The sequence below is a fragment of the Pseudarthrobacter sp. SORGH_AS 212 genome, from assembly GCF_030818145.1.
Classification (GTDB): Bacteria; Actinomycetota; Actinomycetes; order Actinomycetales; family Micrococcaceae; genus Arthrobacter.
The window spans coordinates 1,604,950-1,624,958 of sequence record NZ_JAUTAA010000001.1; the positions used below are offsets into that span (position 1 = coordinate 1,604,950).

Annotated in this window: 14 protein-coding genes; 11 read left to right on the forward strand and 3 right to left on the reverse strand. The window is 65.6% G+C overall.

Annotated features, from left to right (window positions below; all coding sequences use genetic code 11):
• The first annotated feature begins 83 nt into the window (after positions 1 to 83).
• The 9 genes from QE394_RS07340 (at position 84) to QE394_RS07380 (ending at position 11,427) form a co-directional block, all read left to right on the forward strand.
• Positions 84 to 1,406 (forward strand): extracellular solute-binding protein, encoded by a 1,323-nt coding sequence (locus QE394_RS07340; protein WP_349034161.1) that lies wholly within the window; start codon positions 84 to 86, stop codon positions 1,404 to 1,406.
• A gap of 168 nt (positions 1,407 to 1,574) precedes the next feature.
• Positions 1,575 to 2,459 (forward strand): sugar ABC transporter permease, encoded by an 885-nt coding sequence (locus tag QE394_RS07345; RefSeq protein WP_056083130.1) that lies wholly within the window; start codon positions 1,575 to 1,577, stop codon positions 2,457 to 2,459.
• Complete coding sequence (locus QE394_RS07350; protein WP_056082528.1) at positions 2,456 to 3,313, forward strand: carbohydrate ABC transporter permease; 858 nt, start codon at positions 2,456 to 2,458, stop codon at positions 3,311 to 3,313. Before QE394_RS07345 ends, QE394_RS07350 begins: the two co-directional genes overlap by 4 nt.
• A 19-nt stretch (positions 3,314 to 3,332) precedes the next feature.
• Positions 3,333 to 4,349, forward strand: a complete 1,017-nt coding sequence (locus tag QE394_RS07355) for a LacI family DNA-binding transcriptional regulator (protein WP_261618646.1) — start codon at positions 3,333 to 3,335, stop codon at positions 4,347 to 4,349.
• A 130-nt stretch (positions 4,350 to 4,479) separates the two neighbouring features.
• Complete coding sequence (locus tag QE394_RS07360) at positions 4,480 to 7,035, forward strand: rhamnogalacturonan lyase (protein ID WP_349034162.1); 2,556 nt, start codon at positions 4,480 to 4,482, stop codon at positions 7,033 to 7,035.
• A gap of 48 nt (positions 7,036 to 7,083) precedes the next feature.
• Complete coding sequence (locus QE394_RS07365; protein ID WP_349034163.1) at positions 7,084 to 7,917, forward strand: aldo/keto reductase; 834 nt, start codon at positions 7,084 to 7,086, stop codon at positions 7,915 to 7,917.
• Positions 7,918 to 8,048: 131 nt separating this feature from the next.
• The gene (locus QE394_RS07370; RefSeq protein WP_056082542.1) at positions 8,049 to 8,315 is read left to right on the forward strand and encodes a GlsB/YeaQ/YmgE family stress response membrane protein; all 267 of its coding nucleotides are present in this window, start codon (positions 8,049 to 8,051) and stop codon (positions 8,313 to 8,315) included.
• Between the two features lie 123 nt (positions 8,316 to 8,438).
• Complete coding sequence (locus QE394_RS07375; protein ID WP_349034164.1) at positions 8,439 to 8,837, forward strand: YtxH domain-containing protein; 399 nt, start codon at positions 8,439 to 8,441, stop codon at positions 8,835 to 8,837.
• A gap of 655 nt (positions 8,838 to 9,492) precedes the next feature.
• Positions 9,493 to 11,427, forward strand: a complete 1,935-nt coding sequence (locus tag QE394_RS07380) for a DUF222 domain-containing protein (protein ID WP_349034165.1) — start codon at positions 9,493 to 9,495, stop codon at positions 11,425 to 11,427.
• A gap of 215 nt (positions 11,428 to 11,642) precedes the next feature.
• Here QE394_RS07380 and QE394_RS07385 read toward each other — a convergent pair whose 3' ends face one another.
• Entirely contained in the window at positions 11,643 to 12,503 is an 861-nt protein-coding gene (locus QE394_RS07385) for a methyltransferase (RefSeq protein WP_349034166.1), read from the reverse strand.
• 231 nt (positions 12,504 to 12,734) lie between these two features.
• Between QE394_RS07385 and QE394_RS07390 the strand changes: the two genes are divergently transcribed.
• Together QE394_RS07390 and QE394_RS07395 are read left to right on the forward strand one after the other, a co-directional pair.
• On the forward strand, positions 12,735 to 13,811 hold the full coding sequence (locus QE394_RS07390) for a beta-propeller fold lactonase family protein (RefSeq protein WP_349034167.1): 1,077 nt from the start codon (positions 12,735 to 12,737) through the stop codon (positions 13,809 to 13,811).
• A 237-nt stretch (positions 13,812 to 14,048) separates the two neighbouring features.
• The gene (locus QE394_RS07395; RefSeq protein ID WP_349034168.1) at positions 14,049 to 16,841 is read left to right on the forward strand and encodes an alpha-amylase family glycosyl hydrolase; all 2,793 of its coding nucleotides are present in this window, start codon (positions 14,049 to 14,051) and stop codon (positions 16,839 to 16,841) included.
• A 10-nt stretch (positions 16,842 to 16,851) separates the two neighbouring features.
• Here the strand turns inward: QE394_RS07395 and QE394_RS07400 are convergent, their stop codons facing one another.
• A complete protein-coding gene (locus QE394_RS07400) occupies positions 16,852 to 17,760 on the reverse strand; it encodes an SDR family oxidoreductase (RefSeq protein ID WP_349034169.1) in 909 nt (302 codons plus the stop codon).
• Between the two features lie 20 nt (positions 17,761 to 17,780).
• On the reverse strand, positions 17,781 to 19,973 hold the full coding sequence (malQ, locus tag QE394_RS07405; protein ID WP_349034170.1) for a 4-alpha-glucanotransferase: 2,193 nt from the start codon (positions 19,971 to 19,973) through the stop codon (positions 17,781 to 17,783).
• Positions 19,974 to 20,009 lie beyond the last annotated feature (36 nt).

The following is a 20,009-nucleotide window of genomic DNA, read 5'->3' on the forward strand; positions in this document are numbered from 1 at the left end:
CCGCCTCCGCCGCAGCACAACGGATCCCGCGCCGGGATCCCACCAGCTTTTACACAGCCAGCTTTTTCGACAAGGAGGACGGAATGCGCAGCTCATTTCGTGCAAGCGCAGCGGCAATGATGGCCGCAGCGGCCCTGCTCACCGCAGGATGTTCCACAGGTTCCGGCACCAGCTCCGTGGAACAGAACACGGATCCCAACCAGAAGGTGGAATTGACCTACTGGGCTTGGGCCCCGAACCTGGACAAGGTGGTGGATCTCTGGAACGAGAAGAACCCCAACATCCACGTCACGGTCAACAAGCAGGACGGCGGCGATCCCGCCATCACCAAACTGCTGACGGCCGTCAACGCCGGTTCCGGCGCGCCGGACCTGATCCAGGCTGAGTATCAGAAGATCCCCACCCTGGTGGCAGCAGATGCGCTGGCAGACCTCTCCGGAACCGACGCCAAGGACACCAGGGACGCATTCCCTGAGGCCGTCTGGGATTCCGTCACCCTTGGTGGTGACGCCCTCTATGCCGTTCCGCAGGACACCGGTCCCATGGCGTTCTACTACCGTGCGGACATCTTCGAACGCCTTGGCCTCGCCGTCCCTACAACCTGGGAAGAATACGCCGCGGCGGCCAAGAAGGTGCACGACGCTGACCCAGAGGCTTACCTGGGCACGTTCTCCTCCAACGACGCCGGCTGGTTCACGGGCATGGCCCAGCAGGCCGGGGCGTCATGGTGGGCCATCGACGGTGACGCGTGGAGCGTCAAGATTGCCGAGGATCCCACAGAGAAGGTGGCCGGCTACTGGGGAGGACTGGTGGAGCAGGGCATCATCGACAACAAGCCCATGTACACCCCCGAATGGAACGCCGCATTGAACAACGGCAAGCAGGTGGGCTGGCTCAGCGCCGCCTGGGCCCCCGGTGTGCTCTCCGGCAATGCCGGCGCAACGGCCGGCAAGTGGAAAGTTGCCCCCATGCCGCAGTGGGATTCCGCCAAGCCCGCCACCGGCAACTGGGGCGGCTCCTCCACCGCGGTGACGTCCCAGTCCAAGAACGTCGCGGCGGCTACCAGGTTCGCTTCGTGGCTGAATACCGATCCTGAGGCCGTCAAGGCCCTGGTGGATGTGGCCGGTATCTACCCTGCGGACACCGAAGGTGCCAAGACGGCCCTGACCAAGGCGCCGGAGTTCTTCAGCAACCAGCCCGACTTCTACGATGTGGTGGGCAAAGCTGCGCAGAGCGTCACATCGTTCAGCTATGGCCCCAACGTCAACGTTGCCTACAACGCGTACAACGACCAGTTCGCCAAGGCTGCCCAGGCCAAAACCAAGAGTGCGTTCCTGGACGCCGTGGCCGGCATGCAGCAGGTCACCGTTGACGACCTGAAGAAGACCGGCTTCACAGTCAAGTAGTCCCGCCTGCCGGGAGGGTGCCGCGGCGCCCTCCCGGTTCGTTCCCCACCCCCCCACCCAAGGAAGTGCACCATGGCAGCGACAGCGACCGCGCCAACCAAGGCGGAAAAGACCGCATCCGCCGGGCCCGGGACTCCCCGAAAGGCCCGGAGCTTCAGGCAGCGGGCCATGACTCCGTACGCGATGCTGACCCCTGGCATTGTCCTGTTCCTGGTGTTTATGGCGGCACCGATCGCCTACACCCTGGTGTTGAGCTTCCAGCAGAAGAAGGTCAGCGGGCTGGGGCTTGGCAAGGGCGCACAGAGCACCGTCTTTGCCGGGTTCGACAACTACATCCGCTCCCTGACCGACCCCGAGTTCACCGCCAGCGTCCTCCGTGTCCTCACGTACGGCGCCATCCTGATCCCGCTGATGCTCGGCTTCGCGCTGCTCTTCGCACTCCTCCTGGACTCGCGGCGTACCCGTGCCGGCAACTTCTCCCGCACCGCCATCTTCCTGCCCTACGCCGTGCCGGCCGTGATCAGCTCGCTCCTGTGGGGCTTCCTGTACCTGCCCGGGGTCAGCCCCTTCCACTTCGTGGCGGACAGGCTGGGTATAGCCTTGCCGTCGCTGCTGAACCCGGACCTGATCACCTTTGCCATCGCCAACATCGCCCTGTGGGGCGGCGTGGGCTTCAACATGATCGTCATGTACACCTCGCTCAAGGCCGTGCCCCAGGAAATCTATGAGGCTGCCAAACTGGATGGTGCCTCGGAGATCCAGACCGCACTGCGCATCAAGATCCCCATCATTGCCCCGTCGGTGGTGATGACGGCGCTGTTCTCCATGATCGCCACCCTGCAGGTCTTCGCCGAACCCACCACGCTCCGCCCGCTGGCGAACAGCCTCTCCACGAGCTGGTCACCGCTGATGCTCGTCTACCGGGACGCCTTCACCCGCAATGACATCTACTCTGCGGCTGCAACCAGCATCATCATCGCCCTCGCCACCTTCGCCATTTCGTTCCTCTTCCTGCGCATTGTGCAGAAGCGGGCCTTCGGACAGGAGAACTGACCGTGTCCACTCCCACTGAGATCCGCGAGAAGCCGAGCTTCCTTTCCACCGGCATCCTGATCCTCGGCGCGCTGTACTGCCTGTTCCCGGTCATCTGGGTGGTGGCCGCGGCGAGCAAGAGCAGCGACGAGCTCTTCTCCACCTTCACTTTTGCGCCCAGCGTCCACCTGTGGAACAACATCGTGGAGCTGACCGCCTACCGCGACGGCGTGTTCTGGCGGTGGATGCTCAACACCGCCCTCTACGCCGGCGTGGGAGCCCTCCTCTCCACCTGGGTGTCAGCCCTCTCCGGATACGTCCTGGCCAAATACGACTTTCCCGGCAAGAACGGCGTGTTCAAGGTCCTCCTCATGGGCGTGCTGGTGCCGGGCGTCATCCTGGCCATCCCGCAGTACCTGATGCTGGCCCAACTGGGCCTGACTAACACGTACTGGTCCGTTCTACTGCCGCAGATCATCAGCCCCTACGGGATCTACCTGGCCCGCATCTACGCCGCTGCGTCGGTTCCCGGGGATGTGATCGAGGCTGCCCGGACGGAGGGTGCCAAGGACATGTACATCTTCAACCGCATCGCGTTGCCCATGATGCTTCCCGGCCTGGTGACCATCTTCCTGTTCCAGTTCGTGGCCATCTGGAACAACTTCATGCTGCCGTACATCATGCTGGGTGATGACACGCTGTTCCCGTTGACGGTGGGCCTGAACGGACTCCTCAACCAAGGCGCCACCGCCCCGGCGCTGTACACGCTGGTGCTGGCCGGAGCCCTGCTGTCCATCGTTCCGCTGGTCATCATGTTCCTGTTCCTGCAGCGCTACTGGCGCGTTGACCTCGCCGCCGGCGCCGTAAAGGCCTAGGGCTGGATAGGCTCGGATCATGATGCAACCGCAAGGCCGGCCCCGGCCCAAGATTGACGATGTGGCCAGGGAGGCAGGCGTCTCGCGAGGGACAGTTTCGCGCGTGCTCAATGGCGGCCACTGGGTCAGCCCGCCCGCGTTGGCCGCCGTCAACGCCGCCATCAAAAAGACCGGCTACCGCGTCAATCCGCATGCCCGGAACCTTGCCACGAACAAAGCCAACTCGGTGGCGTTCCTGTTGACCGAAACGCACGACCGCCTGTTCGCCGACCCCAACTTCGCCGTCCTGATGCGGGGCGCCGCCGATGCCCTGGCCGTGCACGACATTCCCCTGGTGCTGATCATGGCCGGCACGGAAGACGAGCAGCGCCGGGCCACCGATTTCCTCACCGCCGGCCATGTGGACGGAGTCCTCCTGGTCTCCTCGCATGGCAGCAGGAAAGGCGTCATCGCCGACATCATCGCCGCGGGCGTGCCTGCCATCGCCTGCGGCGTTCCCCTGGGCTTCGAAAAGAAGATGGGCTACGTGGCAGCCGATGACTACCAAGGCGCCTTGGAGTTGCTTGAGTTCCTGGACAACGGCGGCCGGAAGCGGATCGCCACCATCACCGGCCCGCAGGACACGTCCGGCGGCATCCGGCGGCTGGAAGCGTACCGGGCACATCAGGGCGAGGCCTTGGACGAGGCACTGGTGGCGCCGGGTGACTACAGCCGCGAAAGCGGGGCCAGGGCCATGCGTGAGCTCCTCGCCCGGGTCCCCAACGTGGATGCCGTCTTCGCCGCCAACGACCTTATGGCCCTCGGCGCGCTGGAGGTATTGCACGACGCCGGCCGGCGGGTTCCCGAGGACGTTGCAGTAGTCGGGTTCGACGACATTTCGGCCGCGTCCGCCGCCACGCCGGCCCTGACCACGGTGCGGCAGCCATTCGATCGGATCAGCGAGGAAATGGTGCGGTTGCTGCTGGACGTCATCGCCGGGAAGAACCATGCTGCCATCACCATTCCCACTGAACTGGTGGTACGGGAGTCGGCCTGAAGGGCCAGCATTTCTACAACGTTCTAAATACCCCGTGGCGGGTTCAGAAGACAAGGCTTGTTTTGCCTCACCCCGCAGTCTAGATTGCTGGGGAAGCGTTTTCCCAACTCGAAATTGAAAGGATTCACTGATGAATCCCTCCAAGGCTCCCGCACGCCTCCTGTCGGTCGCCACCCTCGGCCTGGTACTCACCGTGGGCTGCCTCGCAGCCCCTGCTGCCGCCGTCGGGCCTTCCCCCTCCAAGCCCGGCAATCCGGGAATCCAGCTCGACTACCTGGACCGCGGCCTGGTGGCCGCGGGAACGTCCGAAGGTGTGTTCCTCAGCTGGCGCCTGCTCGGCAACGAGGCCACCGGATCTTCAGCAACCGGCCTCACCGGCACGGACTTCAACGTGTACCGGGACGGGCAGAAGCTGGCGACGGTCACGGACAGCACCAACTATCAGGACCCCGCCGGGACCGCCGCGTCGAAGTACCAGGTGCGGGCCGTCGTCGGCGGCGTCGAACTGGACGAAAGCGCCACTGCCACCTCCTGGGGCGGCAACTTCAAGGACATTCCGCTGAAGAAGCCGGCCGACGGCACCACGCCCACCGGCCAGGCCTACACCTACTCGGCCAACGACACCTCCGTGGGCGATGTGGACGGCGACGGCCAGTACGAGTTCATCGTCAAGTGGGACCCGAACAACTCAAAAGACGTCTCCCAGGTGGGCTACACCGGCAACACCTACGTGGACACCTACAAAGCCGACGGCACGCTGCTGCACCGGATCGACCTGGGCGTCAACATCCGCTCCGGGGCCCACTACACCCAGATGCTGGTCAATGATTTCGACGGCGACGGCCGGGCCGAGCTGATGATGAAGACCGCGCCGGGCACCAAGACCACCAACTACAACGCGGACGGCAGCGTGGCCGCGGAATCGTTCATCACCATGCTCCGGTCCGATATCAATGCCGGGTACTCGAACAGCGACGACTACCGGATGAGCGCGGCGGACTACTACCAGCACATGGTGAAGACCTTCCAGGGCTGGACGGAGCACCCCGAGGTGAAGGCCGGAAACTGGCCGGCCACCCTCGAGGAAGCCTTCGGCATCGCGCCGAAGTACAAGTACCCGCTGTCCCAAGCCGATGCCGAGGCGCTGACCGACTACTTCATGGACGTCTACGCCCCCTCGCGCAGCAGCCGGAACAACCTCCGCGCGTTCGAAGGATTCATTGTGTCCGGCCCCGAATACCTGACCGTCTTCGAAGGCGCCACGGGCAAGGAACTCAAGACCGTCGCCTACCAGCCGGGCCGGACCGACGACGGCATGATGTGGGGCGACTACGCCATGGCCCGCATCGAACCGGGCAACCGCGTGGACCGGTTCCTCGCCGGCGTCGCCTACCTGGACGGCAAGAAGCCCGCCGCCGTGTTCGCCCGCGGCTACTACACCCGCACCACCCTGGCCACCTACACCTGGGACGGCGCCAACCTCTCCCCCGTATGGAACGTGGACTCGGGCTGGACTCCCATGACCAACCCGTTCAACGACTCCCCGCACGGCCGGGACGGAACGGACCCGACCTACGGCAAGCTCACCACCCAGGGCTTCCACTCCCTGAGCGCCTCCGACGTTGACGGCGACGGCAAGCAGGAGATCGTCTACGGTTCGGCAACGCTCGACGACGACGGCTCGCTTCTGTACAGCTCGTTCGACACCCTGCCGGCCGGCAGCGCCGCGCCGGGTGAGGAGGCACGCCTGGGCCACGGCGATGCCATGCACGTGGCGGACATCGATCCCAACCGCCCCGGCAAGGAGATCTTCACCGTCCACGAGGGCGGCACGTACGCGCCGTACGGTTACGCCATGCGCGACGCCGCGACGGGTGAGGTGCTGTTCGGCGCCTACTCGGGCAAGGACACGGGACGCGGCATGATCGGCGACGTGGATCCTTCCGTCCCCGGCCTGGAGAACTGGGCGATCGGCATGCAGTCCGCCGACGGCCGCAAGCTTTCCAGCACAAGCCCCGGTACCAACATGAGCATCAGGTGGGCCGCGGACATGACGACGCAGATCGTCAACGGCTCCGGCGACCAGACCCCCACCATCGACGACTGGACGCGGGGCCGCCTGCTGACCGCGGACGGCACGCGCACCAACAACGGCACCAAGGGCACCCCCAGCCTGGTGGCGGACATCCTGGGCGACTGGCGCGAAGAAATGGTGGTCCGCACCGCCGACAGCTCCGCATTGCGGATCTACCTGAGCACCGAGGTGACGGACCACAAGCTCTACACCCTCATGCACGATCCCCAGTACCGTGCTGAGGTGGCCCGGCAGAACACCACATACAACCAGCCGTCCTACACCGACTTCTACCTTGCCTCGGACATGCACTTCGGTGATGTCCCGCTGCGCGCCGCGTGGCTTCCGGGCAGCGTGAAGGCACTGCAGAATGCGGTGGAGGATTTGGTGGAATCGGGTGAGATCGCGGGCCCGGTGGCCAGCCAGCTCACCGCAGCAGCCCAGCAGGCACAGAAGGCCGTGGAGGACCGGGACGCCGCGAAGGCAGCTCAGGCCATCCAGCGCTTCGTGAAATTCCTGGGCCAGCAGAAAAACCCGGACAAGGTATCCGACACGGCCAGGGCGGTGCTGAACCACAACGCAGGCAACGTCCTCCGCGCATTCGAGAAATAGGGCTTCGCCGCATGAAGCCCATCACGGAAAGGACGGCAGACTGTTGATATGACACTTGCACCTGTTATCGCACTCAACGACGGATACACGATTCCCCAGATCGGTCTTGGCACATGGCCGCTGGACGACGACCAGGCGGCGGCCGCCGTCGTCCAGGCCGTAGAGGCCGGCTACAGGCACATCGATACGGCAGTGAAGTACGGCAACGAACGCGGCGTGGGCAATGGCATTAAGGCCAGTGGCGCTGACCGCGGTGAGCTTTTCATCACCACCAAACTGGATGGCGAGTTCCAGGGGAATGACAGGGCTGTGGAAGGGTTGGAGGGGTCGCTGCAGCGGCTCGGCCTCGACTATGTGGACCTGCTGCTGATCCATTGGCCCTTGCCCGGCAGGGATCAGTTCATCTCCACCTGGAAGACGTTCGAACGCCTCCAGGCAGGGGGAAAGGTGCGGTCCATTGGCGTGTCCAACTTCAAGCCGGCGCACCTGGAGCGGTTGATGGCGGAGACGGATGTTGTTCCAGCCGTCAACCAGATCCAACTGACACCGGCAGTCACCCGGGTGGCGGAACGGGAATTCCATGCAAAACATGGCATTGCCACCGAGTCCTACAGTCCCCTGGGCGGCTCCGGCGCCGGTATCCTGGGCGCGCCGGCCCTGAGTCGGCTGGCGGCAAAACACGGAAAAACGCCGGGCCAGGTGGTGCTGCGTTGGCACGTTCAAAACGGATTGGTAACGATTCCGAAGACCGCGAATCCGGACCGGATGCGTGAGAACCTGGATGTCTTCGATTTCGTCCTGGATCCGCAGGATCTCGCGGAATTGACTATCCTCGACGAGGGTCCCGGCGCCGGAAACGATTCAGACGTGACAGGGCACTGAGGCAGGCCTGAGCAGCCACTTTCCTCCTCTCCGGGGTTGGCAAATCGATAGTAAGCATGATTACTATTAGGGCAGAGGATGAATTGCCTCCGGAATCCGGGGGCGTCCTTACTTAGGAAGAGGAGCGAAAAATGGGTTTCATTGCATTTCTGATTCTCGGACTTATTGCCGGTGCGATTGCAAAGGCGATCCTTCCGGGACGCCAGGGCGGCGGCTGGATCATCACCCTGGTGCTGGGCGTCGTAGGTGCCCTCCTTGGCGGATGGATCGGCGGCGCGCTGTTCGGCGGCGGGCTGCAGGAGTTCTTCTCGCTGCAGACCTGGCTGCTGGCGATCCTCGGATCGCTGATCGTCCTTGCGATCTACGGCATGGTCACTAAGCGCGGTGCGCGCCGCTAACGCAGCGCCCACAGCCAGGAAACCGGCCTGGGGAGGACATCCCCGGGCCGGTTTTCACTTTTCCGGCTACGGCGTTGCAGCCGGGCCGGACCTGGAAACCTTCTTTCGGAGCAGGAGTTCACAATGAAAAACAAGCTTCTTTTGGGTGTTGGAGTTGCCGTCGGTTACGTCCTTGGATCTAGGTCAGGACGCGCTGCCTACGACAAGCTGAAAGCCCGCGCAGCCGGGGTCTGGGACAGCAAGCCCGTACAGGACAAAGTGGCAGTTGCTACCGAGGCCATCAAAGAGAAAGCCCCGGATGTAGCCGACCAACTGTCAGAGGCAGCCCGGCGTGCCGGAACCGTATTGGGCTCGGCGATGCACCGCGATGACTCCTCCGGGAAGTCCACGCCATCCAACCACGACACCTCGCCAACCACCGGTGTAACGGGCGGGCTGGGCGGAGACCACATTCCGGCCCACAGCACGCATCCGGAAACCACGAACCTCGGCACCACCAGTGAGGGCAACTCCAAGAGCTAGCCGCTCCGCGGAGGCAGGCACCCCGGGCGAACCCCCGATTGACAAGGGGCTCCCGCCTTCCGTGTGCTACAACTGATTCGCCTTGCCGGCCGTCGCGATCCTTGGGGGACGCGCCGGCCGGCAGCGTGTTTAAGCACTGCCTGCTGCGCCCTGCCCGTTCAGCACTGCCTGTCTGGGACAGCCGTCAGCCGGTCATCGAACCGATCACTCGTGGGCGGCCGACACCTAGGATCCGGCGTCAGGCCATTGGTTGGGGTCATAACCGTTAATCCCCGGCACACGCCGTGCCGGCTGGAGGCTCTCCATGTCTTCGGCATGCTCAGGGGAAACGGATTCCCCACTCACAGCGGCGTCCTTACCCGACTCCTCAGGATCCTCCCGGACCGTCTTGCCCCGTTCCTTGCCAGCCATTTGTCACTCCCGGCCCATTGTCGACGAAGGCCCGTCTGCATGAACCACTACGGCAACCCTAGTCCCGGGGGAACGCCGAAACCGCTGAATACCATCAAGAAAATGGCATTTTCCTTGAGGTTTGGCCGCGCGTCCGCTCCGGCTGCGGGTGACGTGACCGGCCAGGAGACGTGCACGGGCCAGGTTTTCCACATGGGGGTTTGTGGGGGTCCTGATTGTCAGTGCCCTTTGGCAGAGTGGGGTCATGGAAGCCATTGGGGAGAAGCTGACGGAGAGCGAAGACTCTTCGGGCTTCCTGCCGCTGGGCTTCCGCTCCAACAGTCAGCCTTCCTCCGTGCACGAGACCGGGCCACACGTCCACGCGACAGCGCACGGCGCCGGGCGGCACGTCCGTGCGACACGGTACCTCCGGCCCGTCCCCGGCTACCCCGTAACGGACCAATCACCGGTGCAACCGCTGGACCCGGCTTTGGACTTGTCTGCTCTGATCGCAGGGGTGGCTGGGGCGGCGGTCGCAGCCCGGGAAGCACTGCATACTTCCTGTTACCCCGGGGCGGCCATGTTCGCCGCGGAGGTCGAAGAGCTCGCCCGCTGCGTGGAGTACCTCCAGCTCATTGCCGCCGGGGCCGTGGACCACACCCGCACCCTCGCGATCAACGACGCCGCCGCCCGGGCCACCACCAACCGGAGCGCCCGCCGCACCACCACCGGGGCCAGCGCCTGGGCCGCCAGCGGCACCGAAACCCTCAACGAAACCGACGCCAGCTGGCCCACACCCTCACCCACCGGAGCACCCGCCGTGGTGAGGTCCCCGGCCGATGACGGCTGCCGGAACACCGCTGACTTCCTCCGGCTCCGGCTCCGCATCTCCATCCGCGAAGCCCGCCGCCGCCTCACCCTCGCCCACCAAACCCTGCCCGGCACCACCCTCACCGGCGCACCCACGCCCCCACCACACGAACACCTCGCCACCACCCTCGCACCGGCCGACCCCAGCACCGGCCGGCCCGCGACCACCGACACACCACCACGCACCATCACGGCACCCGCCGTGTCCTCCCACGCGGCAACCATCATCACCGCCACCCTCGACCGGCTACAACACCACACCACCCCCGAAACACTGCATGGCATTGAACACCACCTCGCCCACGCCGCCACCACCGCAGACCCCGACTTCCTCGCCCGCCTTGCCCAGCGCCTCACCGAAACCATCGACGCCGACGGCGCCGAACCCACCGAAGAAGCACTCCGCCACACCCAAGGCGCCTTTATCCGCAAACCCCGCCACGGCCTTCACCGCGTAGAAATCTTCGCCACCACCGACCAATACGAACACCTCCTCACCGCCATGAACATCGCCACCAATCCCCGCACCACCACCCCAAACACCAGCAGCAACCGCGGAAACACAGACGGCGCAGTCACCAGTGCCTCAACCACGGCCACCTCACCCAGCGACGGCACCGGCACCGGAGACGGCAATGCTGTAGAAATCGCATACCCCGACCTCACACACGAAAAGAACCTCCCGGACCTGGAGCGCCGCACCCGTCCCCAGCAACAACTCGACGGCATCATCACCGCCGTCAAAACCGCCCTCACCACCACCCAGCTGCCCACCACCGGCGGCAACAGACCCCAAATCATCGCCACCATCAACCACCACGACCTCTTCCCCGCTCCCGCTCCCAGGCCCGCCACACCCCACACACCGGCCGCGGGAACCTTTGCCTTCACTGGGCCCGTCGCCGCCACCACCCTGCGCAAAATCGCCTGCGACGCCGACATCATCCCCGCACTCCTGGGCACCAACAGCGAGATCCTCGACCTCGGACGCAAAACCAGACTCTTCACCCCAGCCCAACGCCTCGCCCTCACGGCACGCGACCAAGGCTGCACCTTCCCCAACTGCACCATCCCCGCCCCCTGGTGCGAAGCACACCACATCACCTACTGGTCACACGGCGGCCACACCAACACCACCAACGGCACCCTCCTCTGCCCCCATCACCACCACCTCATCCACAAAGAACACTGGACCATTACCACCACCGGCGGCATCCCGGCCTTTATCCCCCCACCCCACATCGACCCCACCCAAACGCCCCAACAAAACCACTACTTCAAACCACCACAGTTCCCCCCACAACCGGCAACCAACGCCCCCTGGCCATGACCATGGCAAAGGCAGCTGACTAACTCCGAAACATCAGGAGCGATCGGCCCGCTACAGGTAAAGCGGGTGGCTGGGCCGGTGCAACACGCGACGGTTCGAACGCCAGCCCAATCAAGCAAGTCTCTACACAGCCCTTTCCGGCTCCGACGCGACTCCATGTGAAAAGTTGGGCGGACGGCCGCCAGGATATGACGCATGGCGCCCCCAAAGGCACCCTAGTTGCGGGCGCTCCCCACCACCACCGTTCCATCGAGTTCCTCTGAATGAACGGTGGTCACAGAGAGCCCTTCGGCGGCCACGAGCGCGGCGGTACCGTCGGCCTGCTGCCCGCTGGTTTCGATGAGAAGGTGGCCTTGCGGCGCGAGCCAGTTTTTAACGCCTGCTGCCACACGGCGGTGAAAGTCGAGCCCGTCCGTGCCGCCGTCGAGGGAAATAAGCGGTTCGTGAACGCGCGCCTCCGACGGCATGGTTCTGATGGCATGGGTGGGAACGTACGGTGCGTTGACGGCGAGGACATCGACCCTGCCTCTAAGACCTCGAGGGAGCGCATCGAACAGATCACCGACGTGGACGTGGCCTCCGAGAGCCTCGAGATTGCTCCGCGCACACTCCACAGCTACGGGATCAATATCCGCCGCGTGCAGTTCTGCTCGTGGGAATCGTCGTGCAAGGGCCGCACCAACGGCTCCGGAACCGCAACATAAGTCCACCACCACACCACCGAAGAAAGCATTTCCCCGAGGGCCTTGGACCGCTGTGGCGATGCCGGACAAGGAATCACCCGAAACGGCGCCACGTGAAGAACTACCCTCCCCCGATATCAGCTCAGCGGCAAGCCAAACCAACAGTTCGGTCCTCCGCCGGGGAACGAAAACACCGGGACGGACCGCCATGCGGTGGCCATCGAACTCTGCCCAGCCCAGGATGTACTCCAGCGGAACACCGGCCACCCGGCGCCGCACGCAGTCTGCCAACTCGGCGGGGCTGACCGCCCGCTCGAGGAGAAGCAGGGCTTCCTCCTCGGCAAACACGCAGCCGGCGGCCCGCAGGGCGTCCGTCACCATGACGGCCCCCATACCCAACCGTTTCGGACTTCCGGAGGACGGGACAGAATTCAACGTGCTCCCCTTCGGAATGAGTGCGGGCACTAGGGGTTGCCCGGCGCTAGGCGACTGGACGGCAAGAGAGCGAACCTGAGGCGACAACGTCAGCCATCGGATCCACCTCTATCTGCCTGGCTGGAAATTTCATCGTAATTGACGCGACGCCGCCGCGGCAGGGGCTGTGTTTATTGGCAGGATGGAGCCATGACATCTGCCTCCGGGACACCTGCCACAGAGGGCCAAGCTCCTCACACCGCCATCATCTGGACTGGCGCCTACACCCCGGACGGCGGCGGACGCGCAGAGGGCATTGGCGCGCTCCGCGCCAACGGGGACGGGAGCCTGGAATGGCTCGGCACGGCAGTGGAGGCCCAGTCGCCGTCATTCGTTGCCGTCCATCCGACCCTTCCCGTGGTGTACGCGGTGGCCGAGCAGCGCAGGATGGTTCAGGCCTACCGGCACGTCGGCGGCCACACGCTGGAACCGATGGGCACACCCTGGCCGGCAGGCGAGGCCACCTGCCACGTTGCAGTAGACCCGCAGGGCCGCTTCGTCACCGCGACCTGCTGGGGAGACGGCCAGGTCCTGCTCTATGAACTGGATGCCGACGGCGGCATCACGGAGCGGTTCCCGGCCTCGCCGTCGGTTGATCCGCATGCGGCCCACTCCCCCGATGAACGCCGGCAGAGCAGGGCGCATACCAGCCTGATGCTGCAGGACGGGCGGGTCATGACCACAGACCTGGGCCACGACACACTCCGAATCTGGACCTACAAACCCGGAACCGGGCTGGTGGCCGATCATGAAGTTGCCCTGCCTTTTGGCAGCGGCCCCCGACACCTGGCGCAGCACTCAAGCGGGAACGTGTTCGTCGTCTCCGAATACTCCATCGAGGTCTTTGTTGTCCGGCCGGAAGCCGGAACTTTCGAGCTGGTGTTCCGTGGCCCCGCAACACTGGGAGGTGCCAGGGACGGCGACTCGGCCGCCGAAATCTGCCTCGGCCCAGGCGGCACCTTTGCGTACGCGGGCGTCCGCGGATCCAACCGGATCAGCGTGCTTGAGGTGGGCAGCGACGGCAGCGAACTGCTACCTGTGCAGGACGTGTACAGCGGCGGCGACTGGCCCCGGCACCACCTGGTCCAGGGGCCCTGGCTCCGCGTTGCCCACGAGCGCTCCGACAACGTGGCCACTTTCGCCCTTGACCCAGGGACAGGCCTTCCCGGACCGGTGGCCCACAACGTCAAAACTCCTTCGCCCACCGCCCTGGTACCAAACGGCTGACACAGCCGCGCCATGCGAACACCGGACATGAAGCGGCCCAAGCCGCGAAAGTGAGCTTTCCGGCTGCCTCCACCAGGCAATTTCCTAAACACTGGAGTAATCCTGCGCCAGCGCCTACGGTTGTGATGTGGTTCACAGGAAGCATGCTTCCCTTCGGACCCGGCGGCACCCGTGCCGCACCAACCCTTGCCGACAGCAAGCCTGTAAAGCAGCGCCGCTACCAGGAAGGTCTCACCCTTGATACTCCGCACCCCCACCGGCGTGCCCCCACGCGCCACGACACCAACGCCACTCCGTGCCCGCACCCGAAGCGGCACTGCCGCCCGGCGGGCCGCCGTCGGGCTTCTCGCGGCAACCGTCGCCATCTCCACTGCGTCGCTCCCGGCGCAGGCCGCCCCTGCCCCGAAGGACCCGGCATCGGCGGCCCAGCACTCGCTCCGCACCCCTGTGACCGACGAGAATTTCTACTTCGTCATGGCGGACAGGTTCAGCAACGGCAGCACCGCCAATGACCAGGGAGGCTTGGGCTCCGATCCCATGGTGTCCGGCTTCGACCCCACCAAGAAGGGCTTTTACAACGGCGGTGACCTGGCCGGGCTCCGAAACAAGATCGACTACATCCAGGGCCTCGGCACCACGTCGATCTGGCTCACGCCCAGCTTCAAGAACAAGGCCGTGCAGCCCGAGGACAAATCGGCCGGCTACCACGGCTACTGGGTCACCGACTTTACCCAGATCGATCCCCATCTGGGCACCAACGCCGAACTCAAGGCACTCATCGACGAAGCCCACGCCCGCGGAATGAAGGTCTACTTCGACATCATCACCAACCACACGGCGGACGTCATCGGCTACGGCGACAAGAACGAACGGAAGGGTTACGTCGCCAAGGACGCCGTCCCCTACAAAACTGCCGACGGGCAGTCCTTCGATGACCGCGACTACGCAGGGACGGACGCGTTCCCGAAACTGGATGCCGGCACCTCGTTCCCTTACAAACCCGTCCTGGAACCCGGCGAAGAGGACCTCAAGGTCCCGGCGTGGCTCAACGATCCCACCCTGTATCACAACAGGGGTGACACCACCTTCACCGGCGAGGATTCGTTCTACGGGGACTTCTTCGGCCTGGACGACCTGTTCACCGAACACCCCGCGGTGGTCAACGGCATGAAGGACATCTACAAGAACTGGATCCGCGACTTCGGGGTTGACGGTTTCCGGATCGACACCATGAAGCACGTTAACGACGAGTTCTGGCAGGACTTCGGTCCGGACGTGCTCAACTACGCAAAGGAACAGGGCAAGGACGAGTTCTTCATGTTCGGCGAGGTCTTCGACACCTCCAAGAGCTTCACGTCGCAGTTCACTACGCGGAACCGGATGCAGGCCGTCCTCGACTTCCCGTTTCAGGACGCCGCGCGGAACTTCGCATCCAAAGGCCAGGACGCCGGTACGCTGCAGGATTTCTTCGCAGGCGACGACTGGTACACCGACGCTGATTCAAACGCCTACCAACTCCCTACATTCCTGGGCAACCATGACATGGGCCGCATCGGCAGCTTCATCACTGCCGACAATCCCGGAGCCACGGACGCCGAGAAGGTGGCCCGCGACCGGCTGGCCCACGAACTCATGTACTTCTCCCGCGGCAACCCCGTGATCTACTACGGGGACGAACAAGGCTTCACCGGGCCGGGTGGAGACCAGGACGCCCGGCAAACGCTGTTCGCCAGCCAAGTGCCGGAATACCTGGACGACGATCTGCTCGGCACCGACGCCACCCACGCCGCGGACAACTTCAACACCGCCCATCCGCTCTACACCGGGATCAGCGAACTGGCTGCCCTCACCAGGGAACATCCCACCTTGCGGAACGGCGCCCAGGAAGGCCGCTACGCCTCCGACGGCCCCGGCATCTATGCTTTCTCCCGCACCCATGCCCAGGACCAGCGCGAATACGTGGTGGCACTGAACAACAGCGAGGAGCCCCAGACCGCCGAAGTTCCCACCTACATCGCCAAGCGAAACTACACCCGCATCTACGGAGACGCAGCAGCCAGGGCCAAGACCTCCGACGCCGGCACCCTGACGGTCAGCGTGCCGCCACTTTCGGCCGTGGTCTACCAGTCCTCCGGCCGTATCCCGCACTCCAAGTCCGCTCCCGCCGTCGTCCTTCAGCAGCCTGCGCCGGCAGCCGGCGACAACGGGCGCCTTCAGGTGACGGCCGACGTCGGCGGTACTTCGTTCTACGAGGTCACCTTCGAGGCGAAGCAGGCGGGCGGAAACTGGACGCCGATCGGCACCGACGACGCCGCGCCGTACCAGGTGTTCCATGACGTCGCCGCCCTGGACGCCGGGACCTCCGTCGAGTACCGCGCCACAGTGCTCGACAACGGCGGGCATACCGCCATCAGCCAGGCACGCAACGCAAGCGTTCCTGCCCCGGTCCTGACCCTGCAGCAGCCCGCAGAGGGCAGCAACGTCCAGGGCGCCGTTGGGCTCAGCGCCACGGCCGACCCCGAAAAGGCCAGCCACGTGGTGTCCTTCCAGCGGAGCGTCAGCGGCGGAGAGTGGGCCGCCGTGGGAACTGACGGTTCCTCCCCCGTGTACTCGGCCACCGATGACATCTCCGCCCTGGCCGACGGCACCACGGTGCAGTACCGCGCCCTCATGTCCGGGCCCGGGTTCAGCGTTGCCAGCGGGACGCGGACGGTCACCGTGGGTGAGGCGCCGCAGCCGGCTTCGGTGGCGGTGGCCGGATCACTAAACAAGGCGCTGGGCTGCGCGGCGGACTGGGACCCTGCCTGCGCGCAGGCGCAACTGGTCCTGGACCCGGCGGACCGGATCTGGCGGTTGACGGCGGACCTGCCGGCAGGGACCTACGAGTACAAGGCGGCCCTTAACGGCAACTGGGATGTGAACTACGGTGCGGACGGCCAACCCGCCGGACAGAACATCGTCCTGGACCACCCGGGCGGCGCGGTCACCTTCCGGTACGACCACTCCACCCATGTGATCACCGCCGGATAGCGGCGCTGACCTACCTGTCGGCCGGATGGCCGAGGATGCCGAGCAGCCGCCGGATGGCATCCTCGGCCGTGGGCGGCGGGCCGAACACTGCCCGCTGCCGTGTGGTGTTGGCGACGTAGCGGCCGGTCTGGAACCAGCCCATCATGGACGCCATGTCCGGCACCGTCGGGCTCACCCGTCCCAGCACCACTCCGGCCGTCTTCAGCACCCTCAAGGGCACTGAGCGGACCCGGACCTTCGATCCGCTGAGCCGGCCCGTCATGTCCGCCACGTCCTTCATGCGGACCGGCCGGTCCCAGCCGATGTCGATCCGTTCCCCGTCGATTCCCGGAGCATCGACGGCATCTGCCAGGTAACCGGCAAGGTCAGGGGTGAGCACAAAGGTCAGCGGAACGTTGGGCGAACCGAACCACATGAGTTTGCCCTTTGTCACAGGGTCACCGCCGAACCGGGTGACCTGGTCCAGGAAGGCACCCGGCCGCAGCGCAACGAACGGTATACCGAGGCCCTCGAGCTTGTCCTCCATGAGCTTCTTGTGCCAGAAATGCGGCACCTGCGGGGTTTCGTCGCAGGTCAGGATACTGGTGAGGACAAAGCGCCGCACGCCTGCCCGGGCGGCCGCTTCGGCCAGGTTGGCGTTGCCCGTGGTGTCGGTTGCGGGGCTGTCGCCTTTGCGGTGCTTTGTGTAGCCGGCAGCTGAGGTGATCACGGCGTCGATGCCGGCCATGGCCTGGTCCAGTGACCGGGGGTCCATCATGTTGCCCCGGGCAATCTGGACTCCCCGGGATTCCAGCCGCGAGGCATCCGATCCCGGCCTCACCAGGGCGCGGACTTCCTTGCCCCGGTCCAACAGCGCGGTGACCACCTGGCCGCCGAGCATGCCGGTACCGCCAACCACCAGTACTGGTTCGCCGTTCATCGCATTCTCCTCACCGTTGACTAGCCGTGCAGGGCCTCCTCCACCGCCGCGAGCAGCGAGTTGAACCGCGCGTTGGCGGGGAGGTCATCAAGGAACACCGGCTTGCCGTCCGGACCGGCCAGCGGCACCTGCCAATTGGGGTACAGCTCCTCAGTGGTTCCGGGCTGGTTCTGCACCCTCCGCTCCCCCACCGCATCCACCAGCGCCACGCCCAGCAGCACGGACGGCGTCTGGCTGAGCAGCAGGTGCAGGGCCTCGATGGTCTGCTCCTCCGCGTCTCCGCCGGTGCCGGCTCCGGGCAGGTAGCCGCGTTCGCGGAGCAGCGCGAACATCTTTTCCAGGGACGCGTTGTGCTGGGCACGCTCTTCGGCCTCGGACCGTTCCAGCAGTCCCAAGTGGCTGCGCAACGCCACGTGGTCCCCGGCGAGGTAACCGGCGGTGGGCGGAAGATCGTGGGTGTTGACGCTGGAAAGCGCCTGCGTACGGTACTTTTCCGGCGCAAGGGGGGAATCGCCGTCGTACTCAAACCAAAGAATGGACGTGCCCAGAATGCCGCGTGCGGCAAGGTAGTCCCGCACCCACGGTTCGAACGTGCCCAGGTCCTCGCCGATCACCACGGCCCCCGCCCGGTGCGCTTCCAGGGCCAGGATGCCGATCAGCGCCTCATGGTCGTACTTCACGTAGGCGCCGTCGCCGGGGGCGTTGCCGCTGGGGATCCACCACAGCCGGAACAGGCCCAGGATGTGGTCCACCCGGATGCCGCCGGCATGCCGCAGCACGGTGGCCAGCATGTTCCGGAACGGCTGGTAGCCCGCCTCGGCCAGCCTGGCCGGGTGCCACGGCGGCTGGCCCCAGTCCTGGCCCTGCTGGTTGTACATGTCCGGCGGCGCACCGACACTGGTGGCGGGGGTGAGAACGCCCTTCAGCGTCCAGGCGTCCGCGCTGCTGTGGTCCACGCCGACGGCGAGGTCGTGCACCACGCCCAGCCGCATCCCCGAACGCAGCGCTGCCTGCTGCGCGCCCTCCAGCTGCTCGTCGCAGATCCACTGCAGCCACCGGTGGAATCCAATCCGGTCCGCGAGCCTTTCCCGCAGCGCCTCCGCCTCCCGCGAATCCAGGGAAAACACCGGGTCGGTCCACATGGGGTCGTCCGGCGCAGCGTCCTCGCGGATGGCTGACCAGAGGGCGAAGTCATCCAGGCCGCTGCCGGAAATACGGCAGAACTCATCGAAGGCGGCCTGCCGGGACGGCGACCGGCGCGTGTGGTACAGCAGTTCCAGGGCCTGCAGTTTCGCTGCGTAGACCGCGTCCCGGTCCAGCCGTTCGGCGTCCCTGTTGAGCCCTGCCACTTCGTCGCGGAGCTTCTCCAGCGCGGCACGCTTGCGGGGGCGCAGGTAGGCAAGCTCCGGAATGGCCTCGATCCGGATATAGATCGGGTTGAAGAACCGCCGGGTGGACGGCGAGTACGGTGAGGGCTGCACCGGCGGAACCGGTTCTGCGGCGTGCAGGGGGTTGACGAGCACGTAATCGGCACCGCGGGCTCCACTGAGTGCGGCGAGGTCGGCAAGGTCGGAGAAATCCCCGATTCCCCACGAACGCTTCGAACGCACGGAGTACAGCTGGGTGGCCAGCCCCCAGCCGCGCCGCTCCTCAAGGTCCCGGGCGGTATCCAGCCGGGCGGGCGTCACCACCAGGGTTGAGGTGGCGGTGACGCTCCCGGCTTCCGCGTGCAGCGTATGCCAGCCGAGCGGCAGGTCCTGCGGCAGGGCGAAGGTGGCCCGGCCCATGGCCACGCCGTCCACGTCCCGCGGCTGCACCCACACGTCCTGCTTGGCCGCGTCCACGCTCCCGGCACCGCCTTCAAGGCTGATGCGGAGGCTCACCGGGGCGCCGTCGGGAATATGGACCGGTACCTGCGCCGGCTCACCCTGCTGGATGACGACGGCGGGGGGCAGCGTTTTGCGCCAAGGGGCCAGTTCCGCTTCGGCCAGTCCGGCCCGGATCTGTTCATCGGTGTGGGCCGGCACGCCCAACGCGCCCAGGACCTTCGTCAGGGTCTCGAGGGAAACTGCGTGCGGCAATCCGTCCCAGCCCTGGAACGACGTGCCCACCCCATGGGCGTCCGCGAGCTGCTGCAGCAGGTGGGCATCCACGGCCGGTGGTTCCGCAGGCGCGTTCGGCCGTAGTAGGTGCTGCTGGTCTGATGCCGTCATGCGTGTCCGCCTCGTCTGGTGTGATGGGCCTGAACT